Source organism: Pseudolysobacter antarcticus, from assembly GCF_004168365.1.
Classification (GTDB): domain Bacteria; phylum Pseudomonadota; class Gammaproteobacteria; order Xanthomonadales; family Rhodanobacteraceae; genus Pseudolysobacter; species Pseudolysobacter antarcticus.
This window is the reverse complement of sequence record NZ_CP035704.1, coordinates 4,139,958-4,155,988: the sequence shown is the minus strand read 5'-3', so window position 1 is coordinate 4,155,988 and position 16,031 is coordinate 4,139,958. Positions and strand designations below refer to the sequence as shown.

Genomic DNA, 16,031 nt, shown 5'->3' with positions numbered 1-16,031 from the left:
TGCGTTCGCTATTTTTTTGCGTCGTCCGAACTGGATTGAGCGCCGCGCCACGCGCGCAAAACCTTGGCCGCAATCCCTGCGGTTTCACGCAAAGGCTCTGCTGGCGCGGGCAGAATCGTGGTGCCCGCTTCCAGATCCTGCAGATAACCCGCGGCGCGCAGATTGGCGTGCAGGCTGGCGAGTTTGCCGCGCAAAGGTTGCCGCACAAAAGTCAGCACGGGTTTGCCACTGGCGCAGGCTTCGCTGAGCATGTTGACCGAATCCGGCGTGACGACGATGCGCGTGGCGTGCGCGAGAAAACCGGCGTACGGATTTTCGCCGTCCGCCGCGCTCGCCCAGAAAACTCCCGGGAATTGCACGAACATTTTTCGCAGATACACCGCGATATCACTCGGTGTGCGGCGTGATGTGCTGACGAGAAAGCTGCCGCCGTCGCGCTGATGTACGGCGCTCAGTCGAACCAGCAGTGCGTCGAAATAATCGCGATCAAGTGTTTGCGCACGGTTACTGGCGCCGATCACTATCGCGGTGCGCGGTGTCGGCAGCGCGCGCAAATGGTCGAATTTTCGCGCGGCGTCGTTCAGCCAAGCATCGTCGATCGGATTGAGCGCGCCCAAGCTGGTAAGCACGTTGCGGCCGACGAGTTGGTCGTGCTGCGGCGTGATCACGAGATCGAAATGGCGTGGGGCGATGCGCGGATCGAGAATCTGCACGCAAAATGTTTTGCCGGCGCTGCGCTCGCGCAACACGCGTAGCGCCAGCGCGGCGTGACGCCCGCAACCGATCGCGATCTGCGGCCACGGCGCGCGCAGCGTTTCACGCAATTCTGCGGGCAAAGCCAACGTTGCGCCCCACGTCAGTCGCGGTGCAAACCATGACCACGGCGCGCGCAACTGCAGCCGCCAGATGCGTGCCGTCATGGCCATGGCATCCGCGAGCGCGAGCGCCTGGCGTTCGTTGCCGGCGGCGCCGTCGCTGATGACCCAGCAGGTTGAGGTATCGCTGATGAGGACGTTTGTCACATGGTCACCACGAAGGTGGGCGCACACTACGAAGTTGACGAATGCCGCGATTGAAGCCTGCATTGTATCTTGTACAGAGCTAATCTTTCTTGCGAAATGCGGATTATCGGCCAGCTCAATAGCAATACACTGTACTTCGTCAGCACTCATCGACCAGCTTTGCATACCCTTTCGCTGATCGCCAGCTCAGGAAAAACTCATGAATCCGGTACTACCGCACAACACGCTCGATCAACTGTTTCTCAGCGCCCGCACGCACTTCAAGTGGTTGCCGAAACCGGTGACCGATGAGCAACTGCATCAGATCTACGATCTCGCGAGGATGGCGCCGACCAGCGCAAATTGTTCGCCGATGCGCCTCGTGTTCGTCAAGACCGCGGAGGGCAAAGCCAAGCTCAAACCCGCGCTTGACGAGATGAACGTCGAAAAAACCTTGAGCGCGCCGGTCACCGCGATCGTCGCCATCGACACCGAATTCTACGAGCAATTGCCGAAGCTGTTTCCGCATGCCGATGCGCGTAGCTGGTACGTCGGCAATCAGCCGCTGATCGACAGCGCCGGATTCCGTAACGGAACGTTGCAGGGTGCGTACGTGATCATGGCGGCGCGCGCTCTCGGTCTGGATTGCGGGCCGATGTCGGGTTTTAACAATGCCAAGCTCGATGAAATTTTCTTCAAGGGCACGGCTTACAAATCGAACTTTCTGATCAACCTCGGTTATGGCGATGCGACTGCGCTGTTCCCGCGCGGGCCGCGTCTCGATTTCGACGAGGCTTGCAAAATCGTTTAACAGCCGCATCGTCTTGTTCCACATTGTTTGACTGCAAACGTTTGACATTCGCGTCGTATTTGTCTTTCCAACCTGGAGATTTCTCATGTTACGTAAAACACTTGCTGCACTCGCCATCAGTTTTTCTTTCGCCGCCGTTGTGCAAGCCGCGCCGGTTGCGTACACCATCGATAGCGCGCACACCGACACTTTGTTCAGCTGGAATCACTTCGGTTTCTCGAATCCGTCTGCCAACTTCAACAACATCAAGGGCACGATCAATTTCGATAGCGCCGCACCGGCGAATTCGTCGGTGGATGTGACGATCGCCGTGGGCAGCGTGATTTCCTATGTCGCCAAGCTCGACGACGAATTGAAAGGCGACAAGTTTCTCGATGCCGGAAAATTTCCGAACATCACCTTCAAGAGCACCAAGGTCGAAGGCGCTGCAGGCCAGAATCATTTCAAGGTGAGCGGTGATCTGACCGTGCACGGCGTGACCAAGCCGGTCGTGCTGGATGCCACCTTGAACAAGGCCGGCGAACATCCGATGAGCAAGGCACAGACGGTCGGTTTCAACGCCACCACCACGATCAAGCGGGCTGATTTTGGCGTCGGTGCGTACGTGCCGAACGTGAGCGACGAGATCAAGATCAACATCACGACCGAAGCGTCGGTGCCGAAGGCATAAGCTTTCGACTCTCCCGTCAGATTTCGGGAGACGATTGCCGTTGCAATGGGCAAGTCATCGTCCTGCGTTGTCCTTGGCTGGACAGCGCAGGATCGACAGGCGAATCTGTCGAGCGAAAAAAAGAACGGCAGGTATCGTTTATTCTGCTGTTCGGCTTGATCAGATTGACAGGAAAAAACTATGACGACTATTGCTGATCCGAACACGGATGAACATGTCGTCGCCGTGACGCAACGCTGGTTGCAGCGTATTGTGATCGGCTTGAATCTGTGCCCGTTCGCAAGAGCCGTGCATGCCAGAAACCAGATTCGTTACATCGTCAGCAGCGCAGATTCGCCGGATTTATTGCTCGCGGATTTATCCAGCGCGTTGCGTGAACTGCAGGCCAGCGATAGCGACCAGATCGATACCGTGCTGCTGATTCACCCGCATGTGTTGCAGGATTTTTTCGATTACAACCAGTTTCTCGAACAGACCGACGCGGCGCTCGACGAACTCGATTTGCAGGGCGAAATCCAGATCGCGAGTTTTCATCCGCTGTACCAATTCGCCGATACCGCGCCCGACGATATCGAGAATTGCACCAACCGTTCGCCGTATCCGATGCTGCATCTGTTGCGCGAGCGAAGTGTCGAGCGCGCGGTGGCGGCGTATCCCGATACCGCAAAAATTTTCGAATGCAATATCGAAACCTTGCGCTCGCTCGGCCATGCCGGCTGGCAACGTTTGCTGGATTGAGCAGCGATGGTCGGCATCAAGAAAAAATCCACTTTACCGGAAAAATCTGCCGTGGTATCCAGCTTTCAGCCGCGCGTTGCGGCGGATTGCCGGGTGCTGATTCTGGGTACTGTGCCGAGCGAAAAATCACTGGCGCTGCAACAATCGTATGCACATGCGCAGAACTTGTTCTGGCCGTTCATGGGCGAGCTGTTTTCAGCTGGGCCGGAACTGGATTATCTCGAACGCATTGCCCGCTTGCAGCGCGCCGGCATCGGCATCTGGGATGTGCTGAAACATTGCGAGCGACCGGGCAGTCTCGACAGCAGCATCGTGCGTGGTAGCGAGGTGCCGAATGCGATTCCGGAATTGTTGAATACGCATCCGCAAATCGATGCGCTCGCGTTCAACGGCAACAAGGCTTTCGAGTTGTTCAATCGACACATATTGCCGCGCTTCGATGCGCAGCAAATCGCGCGAGTGCAGTTGCTGCCGTTGCCATCGACCAGCCCGGCCAATGCGTCGATTGGCCGGGCTGAAAAGCTGCGCCGCTGGAGCGCACTGAAAGATTTACTCGACGGCGCGCGCTGATTAGCCGCAACGCCGCCGTCGCAGTGGTGGCGCGATCAGCCGAAGCGGATCAGCGAATACAGTGCCAGAATCAGGCAGGTTAAACCCAGGCCGACCTTGTACGGTGCGAGCTTGTCGGCGGTTTCGCTGAGCTTGCTGTTGACCGTGCTGTTGTTGACCATCGAGGCCAGCATCGACACGCTGAGCAGCAGCGATAGTGCCGCTATCACCAAGGTGGTGAACAGGCTGATCAGCATTACACCCGGCGCATAACGGAAAATGCCGAGCGCGGAAATCCACTGCAACAGCAATACCACCGCCCACACCAAGCCGGCGATTCCAACCCAGGCTGAGACGCCTTCCAGCGGTTTGAGATGTTCGGCAAATGCCGGCTGCTGATTCTTGAGCCACGGCAAAATACCAAGAATGCCGAGCACGATCAGCAAAATTAAAGAAAGCAAAGACAACAAGCCCATGACGCACGCTCCTGAAGGTTGGAACGCCAATCTTAGCCGAACTGCTGTTAGTCCGGGGTATGCCGCTGCCGCATCGATCGATGCATGACACATCGCACTCCCGCACGGCACGCAATCGTGCACAATTGCCGCTCTGACATTGCCGTGGGGGCGCTAGTGTCGGCCCTATCCAAATCATTGAGGTGCACGCATGAAAACGTTGTTCCAGGTAATGCTGCTCGCGCTGGTCGTGTTGCTGAGTTGTAATACGGTGCACGCGGAGGCGCCGATCGCGCGCGATTTCCCGCCCGGACTGCAAATTCCCGATGCAGCACGGCCGAGTCCGAATTTCGATGTCGATCGCGCCACCGAGGCGTATCTCAATCTGCTCACGCCGGAACAACGTGCGCTGTCCAACGACTATTTTGAAGGCGGCTATTGGCTGCAACTGTGGGGTCTGCTGTATGGCCTGGCGGTTAGTGCGCTGTTGCTGTGGGGCGGCATTTCGCAGCGTTTGCGCGATATCGCGCGACGCATCACGCAGCGCACCTGGTTGAACACGATGTTGTACATCGCGCAATGGCTGGTAGTCGGTTTTCTGTTGAGCCTGCCGCTGGATATCTACCAAGGGTTTGTGCGCGAACATCAATACGGACTGGCCACGCAGGGTTTCGGCGGCTGGTTCGGAGACGAACTGAAAGACTTGATCGTAAGTTTGATCGCCGGCCCGTTAGTGCTGGCGCTGGTTTATGCGGCGGTGCGCCGCGCCGGCGCGCGCTGGTGGTTGTGGGCCAGCGGCATCGGTTTTGTATTTGCGTTGCTGATGGCGATGATTGCGCCGGTGCTGATCTCGCCGTTGTTCAACGACTACAAACCGTTGCGCGCCGGTCCCGCACGCGAAGCGGTGATGTCGCTCGCACGCGCCAATCAGATCCCGACCGAAAACGTGGTCGAGTTCGATGCCTCGCGCCAGACCACGCGAGTCAGCGCCAACGTCTCGGGTTTCCTCAATACCACGCGCGTATCGTTGAATGACAATCTGCTCAACAAAACCTCACTACCCGAAATCAAGGCTGTGCTCGGCCACGAGATGGGGCATTACGTGCTCAATCATTCGTTGCGGCTGGTGATCTATTTCACACTTGTGCTGACCTTGGGTTTCTGGATCACGCATCGCGTATTCGATTGGTCGCTAGCGCGCTGGGGACGTCGACTCGGGCTGGAAAATCGCGGCGATCCGGCAGCACTGCCGCTGGCGACGGCGATCCTGTCGCTGTTCTTTTTTCTCGCCACGCCGCTCATGAATTCGATCACACGCCAAGCGGAAGCCGAGGCCGATGCGTATGGCCTGAATGCCGCACGCGAACCAAATGGATTTGCGATGGCCGCGATGCGTTTGAGCACGTATCGCAAACTGCGTCCGGGCGCGCTCGAAGAAGTCATGTTCTACGATCATCCGAGCGGCTACACGCGCGTGCATGCGTCGATGTTGTGGCTCAAGGAAAATCAGGATAACGCCACGGCCAACGCGACGTTGCCGGCGGCGGCGCCGCTGGCGCAATAAGCAAATTCGTATCGAAGTGCACGAGCAGGACGGATTGTTCGTCCTGCTCGTGCCGAGAACGAAATCATGAATGATACAAGTCTCCGAGTCATTGAAAGCCGAACTTATGACGGGTGCCGAGTTTGTCTTGGTGCAGTGGCTGCTAATGAATGGTGATGCAGATGCTGCCGCGTATTTACCTCAGTTGGAGCTGGCGAAGGTGTCTTCGTGCTGCGCGTGTGGCTGCGCAAGCATAAATTTTTCAATCTGCGGTGAGCGCTCCGAAAACGCCGGGATGAAAATACTCTCTGATTTTCGGTGGCAAGACGATCGCGGCAATCTTTTTGGAGCGTTTGTTTTCGCGTGCGATTCTTTGCTGGCGGGACTGGAGGTGTGGTCTATCGACGGAGAGGCCGCGCCGACCATTCTTCCTTCAATATCTCTACTCGTGCCATTTATAAAATCGCCAGCGGTCTGATTATTTTCTGCTGGCTTTTTTGTTGAGCGCTGACCTCAATACTCAGTGATAAGTACGCCAGAAAAAATACACCGTCATTGTGATACCGACGAACGAAACAAATAGGCGTAACCGCTCTGGTGGAACACGTCGCGCCAGCACGGGCCCGGCCCAGCCGCCGACGATCGCGGCGAGCAGCATCAGCGACGCGTGATCCCACCAGACGGCGCCCTTGATGATAAAAATCAGTCCGGCGATCACGTTCATGCAGCCGCTTAGAATCGTCTTCATGCCGTTCATCGCATGCATGTCGTCGAGCCCATACAGGCCGAGCATCGCCAGCATCAGAATGCCGATGCCGCCGCCGAAATATCCGCCGTAAATGCCGATCAGGCTTTGCGTGAGCACCAGCGTGACCAAGCCGATCTGCACGCGCTGGCGGATGCGTGCCGACAACGTGCGGCCGAACGTGAAAATCACCGTGGCGAACAACAGCAACCACGGCACGATCACTTCGAAGGTCGAGTCCGGCGTGCGCAACAACAGCCACGCACCGAGCGCGCCGCCGAGCACACTCACAATGATGAACGGCCGCAGCGGCAATTTGTTCGATGCACTGGCGAGATCGCGGCGATACGCCCACGCGCTGGTGAACGTCGCCGGCAATAGCGCCACGGTGCTGGTGGCGTTGGCGATCACCGGCGGCACACCTGCAAACACCAATGCCGGAAACGTCAGAAAACTACCGCCGCCGGCCACGGCATTCAGCGCACCGGCGAGAAATCCCGAAACAAGAATCAGCGCAGTACTCAGCAAATCGTTGGGCATGGTGGCGGCGTTGGCAACTTCTGGAGATCGCGATTATCCCACGCAGGTATCGCCACAACGATCGCATTTACGATTCATTGCATGCGCGCACCGACTCGCCGCGCGCGCTTGGCCGCAATCGTGCCGACAAATTGCGCCGACAAATTTCGCCGTTGCCGCTAGCGCGAATCGCCCGCAGTGGTGACAATAGGGAATCGCGCCGCACAGCGACGGCGCCGCAGCAGGAGTCAGCATGGCCACGCAAGCAGTCAAGGTGCCGGACGTCGGCAACTACAAGAATATTCCAGTGATCGAGTTGCTGGTGAAGGTCGGCGAAACCGTGACCAAGGATCAAGCCCTGGTCACGCTGGAATCGGACAAGGCAACGATGGAAGTGCCTGCGCCGTTTGCTGGCGTCGTGACCGAACTCAAGGTCAAACTTGGCGATGAAGTTTCCGAAGGCACGGTCGTTGCGATGATCGAAGTCGCGGATGCCGCTGCCGCGGCCGCACCGCCGGCCGCCAAGGCAGCAGCGCCGACTGCGCCTACACCCGCGCCTGCGGTCGCTGCACCTGCCGCCAAATCTGCTACGCCAGCACCAGCTGCGCCTGTCGCAGCAGCCGTTGCTGCCGCACCCGCTGCACCTGCCACCACCGAAGTCGTCAACCACGAAATCGACGGCGAAATCTCCGGTCCACGTACGCCGCCGGTAAGTTTTGATGCGAGTTCGGTGATGCCCGACAAGGTCGCGTATGCCAGTCCGGCGGTGCGCTTGTTCGCGCGCGAACTCGGCGTCGATCTCGACAAGGTCACGGGCAGTGGGCGCAAGGAGCGCATCACGCGCGAAGACGTGCAGGCTTTCGTCAAGCACGCGCTGGCACAGCCGAAAGCGAGCAGCGCGGCGGCGCCATCCGGCGGCGGTGTCGGACTCAATCTGCTGCCGTGGCCGCAAGTCGATTTCAGCAAATTCGGCGAGACCGAAACCAAACCGCGCTCGCGCATCAACAAGATTTCCGGCGCCAATCTCGCGCGCAACTGGGTGATGATTCCGCACGTCACGCAATTCGACGACGCCGACATCACCGATCTCGAAGCGCTGCGTATTTCGCTGAACAAGGAAAACGAAAAATCCGGCGTCAAGGTCACGATGCTCGCGTTCCTGATCAAGGCGTGTGTGGCCGCGCTGAAGAAATATCCGGACTTCAATTCGTCGCTCGATGCGAGCGGTGACAACCTGGTGTTGAAGAAATATTTCAACATCGGATTCGCCGCCGACACACCCAACGGCCTAGTTGTGCCGGTGCTGAAAGATGCCGATAAAAAAGGCGTGGTCGAGATCGCGCAGGAATCTTCCGCGCTCGCGGCGAAAGCGCGCGACGGCAAGCTTGGGCCGGCCGACATGCAAGGCGGCTGCATCTCGATTTCGAGTCTCGGCGGCATCGGCGGCACCGCGTTCACGCCGATCGTCAACGCGCCGGAGGTGGCAATTCTCGGCGTCTCGAAATCGGTCATCAAACCCGTCTGGAACGGCAAAGAGTTTTCGCCGCGCCTGATCCTGCCGCTGTCGTTGAGCTACGACCATCGTGTGATCGATGGTGCATCGGCAGCGCGTTTCACGGCGTATCTTGGACAACTTCTTGCGGACATGCGGCGCGTGCTGCTGTGACAGTGAAATGTAGCGGGGCGTATCCCAAGCGCAATAGCGCAGCAACAGCAATTTCCGGAGCAGCGACATGGCACAATTTTTAGAAATCAAAGTCCCAGACGTAGGCAACTACAAAAATATTCCGGTCATCGAATTGCTGGTCAAGGTCGGCGATAGCGTGGTCAAGGATCAGGGTTTGCTAACACTGGAATCCGACAAGGCGACGATGGAAGTGCCGTCGAGTGCGGCGGGCGTGGTCAAGGAACTGCGCGTCAAGATCGGCGATGAAGTGTCCGAAGGCGTGGTGGTCGCGGTGCTCGAAGTTGCAAGCGCGGGCGCGAGTCCGGCAGCTACGCCCGCGAAAACTGAAGCAGCAAAACCCGCGCCTGCGCCGACGCTGCAAGCCGCGCCCGCGGCGAGCGCAAGTGCGCCAATGGATGCACAGACTAGCGCGCCGCAAGCGGCCGCAAATTCGGGGCGCAAGGCTGATTTTGAATGCCAGGTTGCGGTGCTCGGCTCCGGCCCGGGCGGTTACACGGCAGCGTTTCGTGCGGCCGATCTGGATCAGAATGTCGTGCTGATCGAACGCTACGACACGCTTGGTGGCGTGTGTCTCAACGTTGGCTGCATTCCGTCGAAGGCGTTGCTGCATGCGGCGCGCGTGATCGACGAAGCCGCGCATTCGAGCGAGCTCGGCATCGAATTCGGACCACCGAAAATCACGCTCGATAAATTGCGTTCGTACAAGAATGGTGTGGTCGCCAAACTCACCGGTGGCCTTGCCGGCATGGCTAAACAGCGCAAAGTGACACGCGTGCACGGCAACGGAAAATTCATTTCGGCGAACGAGATCGAAGTCGAAACCGCCGATGGCAAAAAAATCGTGTGCTTCGAAAAATGCATCATCGCGGCGGGCAGTCAGGCGGTGAAATTGCCGGGTTTGCCGTGGGAAGACAAACGCTTGATGGATTCGACCGACGCGTTGTTGCTCGAAGAAATTCCGCAACGTTTGCTCGTGGTCGGTGGCGGCATCATCGGTCTGGAAATGGCCTGCGTGTTCGAGGCGCTCGGCGCGAAAGTCACCGTGGTCGAGTTGCTCGATCAACTTATGCCGGGCGCAGATGTCGATCTGGTAAAACCACTGGCGACGCGACTCGGCAAACGCTACGAAGGCATTTTCCTCAAGACCAAGGTGACCAAGATCGAGTCGGAGAAAAAAGGTCTCAAGGTCACGTTCGAAGGCGAAAAAGCGCCCGAGCCGCAGGTGTATGATCGTGTGCTGGTCGCGGTGGGGCGCTCGCCGAACGGCGGGAAGATTGGCGCCGAAGCTGCCGGCGTGCAGGTCAGCGATCGCGGCTTTATCGCGGTCGACAAACAGATGCGCACCAACGTCGCGCACATCTTTGCGATCGGCGATCTTGTCGGCAATCCGATGCTCGCGCACAAGGCCACGCACGAAGGCAAAGTCGCCGCCGAGGTTTGCGCCGGACAAAAAAGCGAATTCGTCGCGCGCGTAATTCCGAGCGTGGCGTATACCGATCCCGAAGTGGCGTGGGTCGGCGTCACTGAATCCGAGGCAAAAAAATCCGGCATCGCTTACGGCAAGGGTGTGTTCCCGTATGCAGCCTCGGGCCGCGCGATCGGCATCAACCGCACCGAAGGTTTCACCAAGCTGATTTTCGACGAAGCCACGCACCGCATCATCGGCGCGGGAATCACCGGGCCGAACGCGGGTGATCTGATTTCCGAGGTGGCGCTCGCGATAGAAATGGGCGCCGAAGCCGCCGATATCGGCTTGACGATTCATCCGCATCCGACCTTGTCGGAATCGGTCGGTATGGCTGCGGAAGTCTACGAAGGTACGATTACGGATTTGTATATTCCGAAGCGGAAATAAGCGAAAAACTTATGCATGCTTTTGAAACTCTGATGGCGACTATCTTTAACCATTGTGGCTACTGGACATCCACAAATGTAAAAGTGAATTTATCGCCTGATGAAAAGCGAGCGATCGGCCGCCCGACGACTCCACGCTGGGATATCGATCTCGTTGCATACCGCCCAAAAAGTAAGGAATTGTTGGCCGTCGAATGCAAATCTCTCCTTGATTCGACTGGAGTGGTATTTCGCAAAGACGCATTCGATTCACCGAAAACCTACAAGCTCTTTTCTGAGGCACAAACGCGTGAAGTTGTCCTGAATTCGCTAGCCAATCAATTCCACGAGGCTGGCCTGACTCAGAGCATCGCCAAGCCAACTTTATGCATGGCTGCCGCCCATATCGCCAAAAAGACCGATAGACCAGCGATGCAGCAATACTTCAAAAAGAATGGCTGGCGATTGTTCGACGAGCAATGGATCAAGACGAAATTGCACGAAATCGGCTCGCACGGCTATCAGGATGATCTTGCGTATTTCGTTGCCAAATTGCTCAGGGCGGAAACGATGTGATGAATATGACGAGGCCAAGCAGGGTAGGCAAAGAGTAGCGCGCCCACTTTGTCTGTCTTTGTCGTGGCATGCGCGTGTACGGTCTCGCGACCTTTGCCGATCCTTACATTTCGACTCTTGATTCTCGCACGCGCATCCCAACCTGAAACAAGTCGGCGGTGCACAGGTTGCATCGGCCTCACTTTGACAACTTCGCGTCGAAACTGGCGCATTCCATCAAGGAGATCACATGAAATTATTTATCTCACCCGGCGCCTGCTCGCTGTCGCCGAATATCGTGCTGCATGAACTCGGTTTGCCGTTCGATCTGATCCCGATAAACATGAAGACCAAGAAGACGCCCGACGGCGCCGATTTTCTTGCGCTGAATCCGAAGGGTTATATCCCGGCGCTGCAGCTGGATAACGGGCAGGTGCTGACCGAAGGCGTGGCTATCGTGCAATATCTGGCTGACCTGAAACCGGAAGCGAAACTCGCGCCGGCGAATGGCACGTTCGAGCGTTCGCGTTTGCAGGAAATGCTGAATTTCATCTCGACCGAAATCCACAAGGGTTTCAGTCCGCTGTTCAATTCGGCGTTGCCCGATGACGTTCGTGCGATTTTCAAAAACAAGTTGTTCGTGCGCTTGGGCGAGATCGCCACGACGCTGGAGAAACACGATTACCTGCTCGGCTCACAGTTCACTGTTGCCGATGCGTATTTGTTCACCGTGCTGGGCTGGTCAAAGCATTTTGCGATCGATCTGAACCAGTGGCCGTCGATCGCAAAGTTTTACGAGCGCGTCGGCGCACGCGCTGCGGTCAAGGCCGCCATCGCCGCAGAAGCCGATGTGAGCAAAGCGGCGTAATCGTCCAACGCAGGTTGCGGTGGGTTAGCCGCGACCTGCGGTTTGTTTTGTAATTTATGATATCCAGCTAGCGAGAAAGCGCGTGATTTTTTGCCGCGCTTATTTCGCTCCGGCGATAAATCCCGAAACATCGAAATCCGAAACGTCGTAATGCCGCACCAGCGGCTCCATGTCGAGCAGGTACTGGCGGTCGTCCGGGTAGTACACCGATTGATCCGCGTTTTCTCCGGCGAACGCGCGCACCGCGTCCATCGATTGCCATAACGAGATAATCTGGATATCGCAGTGCTCGCCCTGATCGCGGCGCACGACAAACGCGCCGAGATGGCCGGGAGTTTTGCCGTAGTCTTTCAGGCCGGTCTCGCGCAGGTAGGCGAGGTAATCGTCCGCCTGATCCTTGCCGGTCATGCCGCGCCAGACGCGTGCGATCATGGGTCACTCTTGTTGGCCTGAGACGCGCGCACATTAGCATGCGTTTCGCGACTTTGGCAGTGCAGCGCACGCCATGCGATGCGAGTGGCGAACGGCAGCAGCCACACGCCCGGTTTGGCGATTACAATGTTCGTTTGCGCAGCGCTGATGCGTAAGGAGTTATCGGGAATGACGCTGCCCAACGCCCAGTCTGGCGCGAAACCAGACAAATTGGCGTGCAACCGCATGACGCGGCTCATTACGCCATGAAACACGATATTGCGGTACTCGGCGCGAGCGGCCAGATTGGGCGTTTCCTGCTGCCGAAATTATGCAGCGCGGGCAAGTCCGTGCTCGCACTAAGTCGCCATGCGCCGTCTTCTGACGATGCGGCAAATCCGGCGTGGTTGCGCGCGGATTTGCATGCTGAGATGCCCGCGCTCGATCAGATCGAAACCCTGATCAGTCTCGGGCCGCTGGATGCGCTAGTGGCTTGGCTGCAGCGCGATCGACCGGCGGCACTGCATCGCATCATCGCCTTCAGTTCGATGAGCGCAGAAAGTAAACGTGAGTCGCTTGATCCGGCCGAACGAGAACTCGCCGCACGGCTTCACGATAGTGAACAGCAATTGCTGGCGCTGGGTCATGCGCACGACATCGCGATCACGATTTTTCGCCCGACCCTGATCTATGGCGCCGGGCTGGATCGCAGCCTCACGCCGCTGGCGCGGTTCGCCTCACGCTGGCATGTGCTGCCCATTCCGTTGGCAGCGACCGGGCTGCGCCAACCCGTGCATGCCGAGGATCTAGCCGACGCCTGTATCGCGGTGCTGGATTGTCCGCTCAGTTTCGGCAAAATTTATCCGCTCGGTGGCGGCGAACAGCTCAGCTTTCGCGCAGTTTGCTGGCGCATTGGGGCTGGACTGCCAAAAAACGTGTTGCCGTTGCCACTGCCTTCGTGGTTATTGCGTGCGGCCCTGTTGTTGCGTGGCAACGCAAAATTCGGTGCGGTTTCGGTGACGTCAATAACGCGTTTACGGCACGATCTGGTCGCGGATAACTCCGCGGCGGCGCACGATTTCGGCTACAGGCCGCGATCGTTTTATCCGCTGGCAGCAAGCTGGGGCCTTCCGGCGGTCTGAATCCGCGTAAATTCCCATCGTTCGGTTCGGTGTACTTGGGTACAAGTTTATTTTGTAAAAAGTATACAAAAATAAATGCGGCATTACCGTACGCCAGAGTATTGATGCTGCGTTGCGTCATAAAATGAGGGTTCAGGCACAGTTAAATTCCCGTTGCCAACGGGCGTTTGAACTATCTATGATGCGGCTGTCGTTGCGACCCTTAAACCTGACAAAGGATTCATCCCATGCAGGCCCGACTGCTTGTAAGTTCCGTATTGTGTTCCCTGCTGCTCGCTGGTTGCGGCGGCGGTAGCAGCAATAGCCCGCACACCGTGGCGCAGCTCCCTGTGCTCAACAGCAATGGTTCGCCGGTGACGGGGATAATCACGGCGAGTTTCGATCCGACCAATTCGGTCGTACCGTTCCCGACCAATCTGCTGTTGTCCGGCACGACCGATTTGACGCTGAATATTCCGGTGCCGAATCCGAACGATGCCAGCAATCCGAAGGTGGCGCTGAATGCGCTCGATGGTTTCGGCACGATATCGCCGTGGAGCACCGGATTTTCGGTCGCACCAAACCCGGCGACCTTGCTGGCCGGCAAAACCGTGCGTTTGTTCGAGGTGTCGCTCACCGGTCCTGGTGGCGGTGTCACCAAGGTCATTCGCGAGTTGCAGTCACCGCAGGAATTTGTGGTCACGCTGTCGCCATCCGATACCACCGGTCGCACCCTCGTGATCGTGCCGACCAAGCCGCTGGTGCAGCTCACCTCGTACATGGCAGTGATGCTCGGCGATGGTGGCACCGGCCTGGCGCCGGCCGCTCGCGTACCGAGTATCGCGGATGCCGCTGGTAACGACATCACCTCGGATACGGCGTATTTCCTAGGCAAGCGCACCAGCCCGGTGTGCGTCAATGGAAAATCCACCGATCCGCTATTGCCGGATGCGCAGGCCTGCGGTCTCGAACCGTTGCGCCAGCTGATCAACTCGCAAGAAGCTGCCGCCCAGGCGTTTGGCGTCGATCGCGGTCGCATCGTCTTGTCATGGGTTGCCACGACGCAGTCGACCACGGTCGAACTCAGCGCGGTCAACAGCATCGTCGATGGCTCGCCGGCGCCCGTCACTGCACTCGCGCCGATCGGGAAAGATCTGAGCCAGATCAATCCCAGCTTGCCGCCGATCGCCAACGTGTATGTGGGCATCCTGCAGATTCCGTATTACCTGAACGTGCCATCGGCAACCAACCCGACTGCACCTTTGGGCGGTTCGTGGAAGGCCAAGGCTGGCGGTTATGTGCCGCCGTTCAATGCGGCCGGGCTGGATCCGACCTCGACCAATGTCACGTTTGCCAATCCGATTCCGGTGAAGACCACGTCGCTCACCATTCCGGTGCTGATGACCGTGCCGAATGCCAACTCGGGCAAGACCAAGCCTGCAGCCGGCTGGCCGATCGTGATATTCCAGCACGGCATCACGCGCAATCGTACCGACATGTTTGCCATTGCCGGCGCACTGGCCTCGCAGGGTTACGCGGCGGTGGCCATCGATCTGCCGTTACATGGTCTGACCGATCCGACCAATCCGTTCTTCCATAATCAGTTGCTGACCGGCTCGCCGGCGGCAGGCCTGATCACGGGCGAGCGCACCTTCGATCTGGATCTCAGCAACAATACGACCGGTGCGCCCGGCCCGGACGGCAAGATCGATTCGTCGGGTTCGTATACGATCAACCTCACCAGCCTGCTGACCTCGCGCGACAATCTGCGTGAAGGTGTTGCCGATCTGTTGTCGCTGCGGCGCTCGATCGAAAAAATGAGCATCTCCGGTGGCCCGAGCGATTTCGACATCTCTCGTGTTGCTTATGTCGGCCAGTCGCTCGGCAGCATCGTCGGTACCGATTTCATGGCCGTCGCGCAGACGCCAAACACCTACGTGCAGAACGCCGTGCTGAACGTGCCAGGCGGCGGCATCGCCAACTTTTTGGTGGCATCGCCTTCGTTCGGTCCACGCATTGTCGCTGGCTTGGGCCAGGTCGGTGTGCATCCGGGTACGTCGGACTTCGATACCTTCCTCGCGGTAACGCAGACCGTCACCGATTCCGGTGATCCGATCAACTACGCATTCGCCACCGCGAACAAGAATCTGTTGATCCAGGAAGTCGTCGGTGACGGCGCCAGCTCGCTGCCGGATCAGGTGATTCCGAACTCGGTCATCAACGTCACGATTCCTGGCACCAGCGTGAAAATCACGGCACCGTTGTCGGGTACCGAACCGCTGATCGCCGCGTTGGGCCTGTCGACGATCGTTGCACCCGGTGCGCAATCCGCCACGGGCGTGCGCGGCGTGGTGCGTTTCACCAAGGGTGAGCACGGTTCGATTCTCGATCCGACCTCGTCGCCGAAAGCGACCGTCGAAATGCAGACCGAGATGTTGAGTTTCCTGTTGAGCGGCGGTCATGCCGTACAGGTCACCGACACCTCCGTCACTCGCACGCAGTAATGCACAGGACTCTGGGGAGCC

At 58.2% G+C, this 16,031-nt stretch carries 16 protein-coding genes; 12 read left to right on the top strand and 4 right to left on the bottom strand.

The features are described 5' to 3' along the window. Positions 1-8: 8 nt before the first annotated feature. A complete protein-coding gene (locus tag ELE36_RS17830; protein ID WP_242512298.1) occupies positions 9-1,022 on the bottom strand; it encodes a mitochondrial fission ELM1 family protein in 1,014 nt (337 codons plus the stop codon). 199 nt (positions 1,023-1,221) lie between these two features. Between ELE36_RS17830 and ELE36_RS17825 the strand changes: the two genes are divergently transcribed. The 4 genes from ELE36_RS17825 to ELE36_RS17810 all read left to right on the top strand — a co-directional run bounded on the left by ELE36_RS17825 (position 1,222) and on the right by ELE36_RS17810 (position 3,790). Then, positions 1,222-1,812, top strand: a complete 591-nt coding sequence (locus ELE36_RS17825; RefSeq protein WP_129835691.1) for a malonic semialdehyde reductase — start codon at positions 1,222-1,224, stop codon at positions 1,810-1,812. Between the two features lie 85 nt (positions 1,813-1,897). Continuing rightward, positions 1,898-2,482, top strand: a complete 585-nt coding sequence (locus ELE36_RS17820; RefSeq protein WP_129835689.1) for a YceI family protein — start codon at positions 1,898-1,900, stop codon at positions 2,480-2,482. Positions 2,483-2,662: 180 nt separating this feature from the next. Then, positions 2,663-3,220, top strand: coding sequence for a DUF1415 domain-containing protein (locus tag ELE36_RS17815; protein WP_129835687.1), 558 nt, complete (start codon positions 2,663-2,665; stop codon positions 3,218-3,220). A gap of 6 nt (positions 3,221-3,226) precedes the next feature. Further along, positions 3,227-3,790 (top strand): DNA-deoxyinosine glycosylase, encoded by a 564-nt coding sequence (locus tag ELE36_RS17810; RefSeq protein ID WP_129835685.1) that lies wholly within the window; start codon positions 3,227-3,229, stop codon positions 3,788-3,790. A gap of 35 nt (positions 3,791-3,825) precedes the next feature. Here the strand turns inward: ELE36_RS17810 and ELE36_RS17805 are convergent, their stop codons facing one another. Then, entirely contained in the window at positions 3,826-4,245 is a 420-nt protein-coding gene (locus ELE36_RS17805) for a hypothetical protein (RefSeq protein ID WP_129835683.1), read from the bottom strand. Between the two features lie 190 nt (positions 4,246-4,435). On the opposite strand from ELE36_RS17805, the gene ELE36_RS17800 reads away from it, so the two are divergent. Beyond that, positions 4,436-5,788: a M48 family metallopeptidase gene (locus ELE36_RS17800; protein WP_129835681.1), complete on the top strand. Its 1,353-nt coding sequence runs from the start codon at positions 4,436-4,438 to the stop codon at positions 5,786-5,788. Positions 5,789-5,858: 70 nt separating this feature from the next. Further along, positions 5,859-6,245, top strand: a complete 387-nt coding sequence (locus tag ELE36_RS17795; protein ID WP_129835680.1) for a hypothetical protein — start codon at positions 5,859-5,861, stop codon at positions 6,243-6,245. 42 nt (positions 6,246-6,287) lie between these two features. Here the strand turns inward: ELE36_RS17795 and ELE36_RS17790 are convergent, their stop codons facing one another. Further along, the gene (locus tag ELE36_RS17790; RefSeq protein ID WP_207215808.1) at positions 6,288-7,052 is read right to left on the bottom strand and encodes a sulfite exporter TauE/SafE family protein; all 765 of its coding nucleotides are present in this window, start codon (positions 7,050-7,052) and stop codon (positions 6,288-6,290) included. Between the two features lie 232 nt (positions 7,053-7,284). Between ELE36_RS17790 and ELE36_RS17785 the strand changes: the two genes are divergently transcribed. The 4 genes from ELE36_RS17785 (at position 7,285) to gstA (ending at position 11,974) form a co-directional block, all read left to right on the top strand. After that, positions 7,285-8,697: a dihydrolipoyllysine-residue acetyltransferase gene (locus ELE36_RS17785; RefSeq protein WP_129835678.1), complete on the top strand. Its 1,413-nt coding sequence runs from the start codon at positions 7,285-7,287 to the stop codon at positions 8,695-8,697. Positions 8,698-8,764: 67 nt separating this feature from the next. Next, the gene (gene lpdA / locus ELE36_RS17780) at positions 8,765-10,573 is read left to right on the top strand and encodes a dihydrolipoyl dehydrogenase (protein ID WP_129835676.1); all 1,809 of its coding nucleotides are present in this window, start codon (positions 8,765-8,767) and stop codon (positions 10,571-10,573) included. Between the two features lie 32 nt (positions 10,574-10,605). After that, positions 10,606-11,127: a hypothetical protein gene (locus tag ELE36_RS17775; RefSeq protein WP_129835674.1), complete on the top strand. Its 522-nt coding sequence runs from the start codon at positions 10,606-10,608 to the stop codon at positions 11,125-11,127. A gap of 229 nt (positions 11,128-11,356) precedes the next feature. Continuing rightward, positions 11,357-11,974 carry a glutathione transferase GstA gene (gstA, locus tag ELE36_RS17770; RefSeq protein ID WP_129835672.1) on the top strand — a complete coding sequence of 206 codons (618 nt, stop codon included), beginning with the start codon at positions 11,357-11,359 and terminating at the stop codon, positions 11,972-11,974. A 99-nt stretch (positions 11,975-12,073) separates the two neighbouring features. Here gstA and ELE36_RS17765 read toward each other — a convergent pair whose 3' ends face one another. Further along, positions 12,074-12,406 (bottom strand): hypothetical protein, encoded by a 333-nt coding sequence (locus tag ELE36_RS17765; RefSeq protein ID WP_129835670.1) that lies wholly within the window; start codon positions 12,404-12,406, stop codon positions 12,074-12,076. A 245-nt stretch (positions 12,407-12,651) separates the two neighbouring features. On the opposite strand from ELE36_RS17765, the gene ELE36_RS17760 reads away from it, so the two are divergent. Both ELE36_RS17760 and ELE36_RS17755 read left to right on the top strand, forming a co-directional pair. Then, a complete protein-coding gene (locus ELE36_RS17760) occupies positions 12,652-13,527 on the top strand; it encodes an NAD-dependent epimerase/dehydratase family protein (protein ID WP_129835668.1) in 876 nt (291 codons plus the stop codon). Between the two features lie 227 nt (positions 13,528-13,754). After that, positions 13,755-16,010: an alpha/beta hydrolase gene (locus ELE36_RS17755; protein WP_129835666.1), complete on the top strand. Its 2,256-nt coding sequence runs from the start codon at positions 13,755-13,757 to the stop codon at positions 16,008-16,010. Positions 16,011-16,031: the final 21 nt, after the last annotated feature.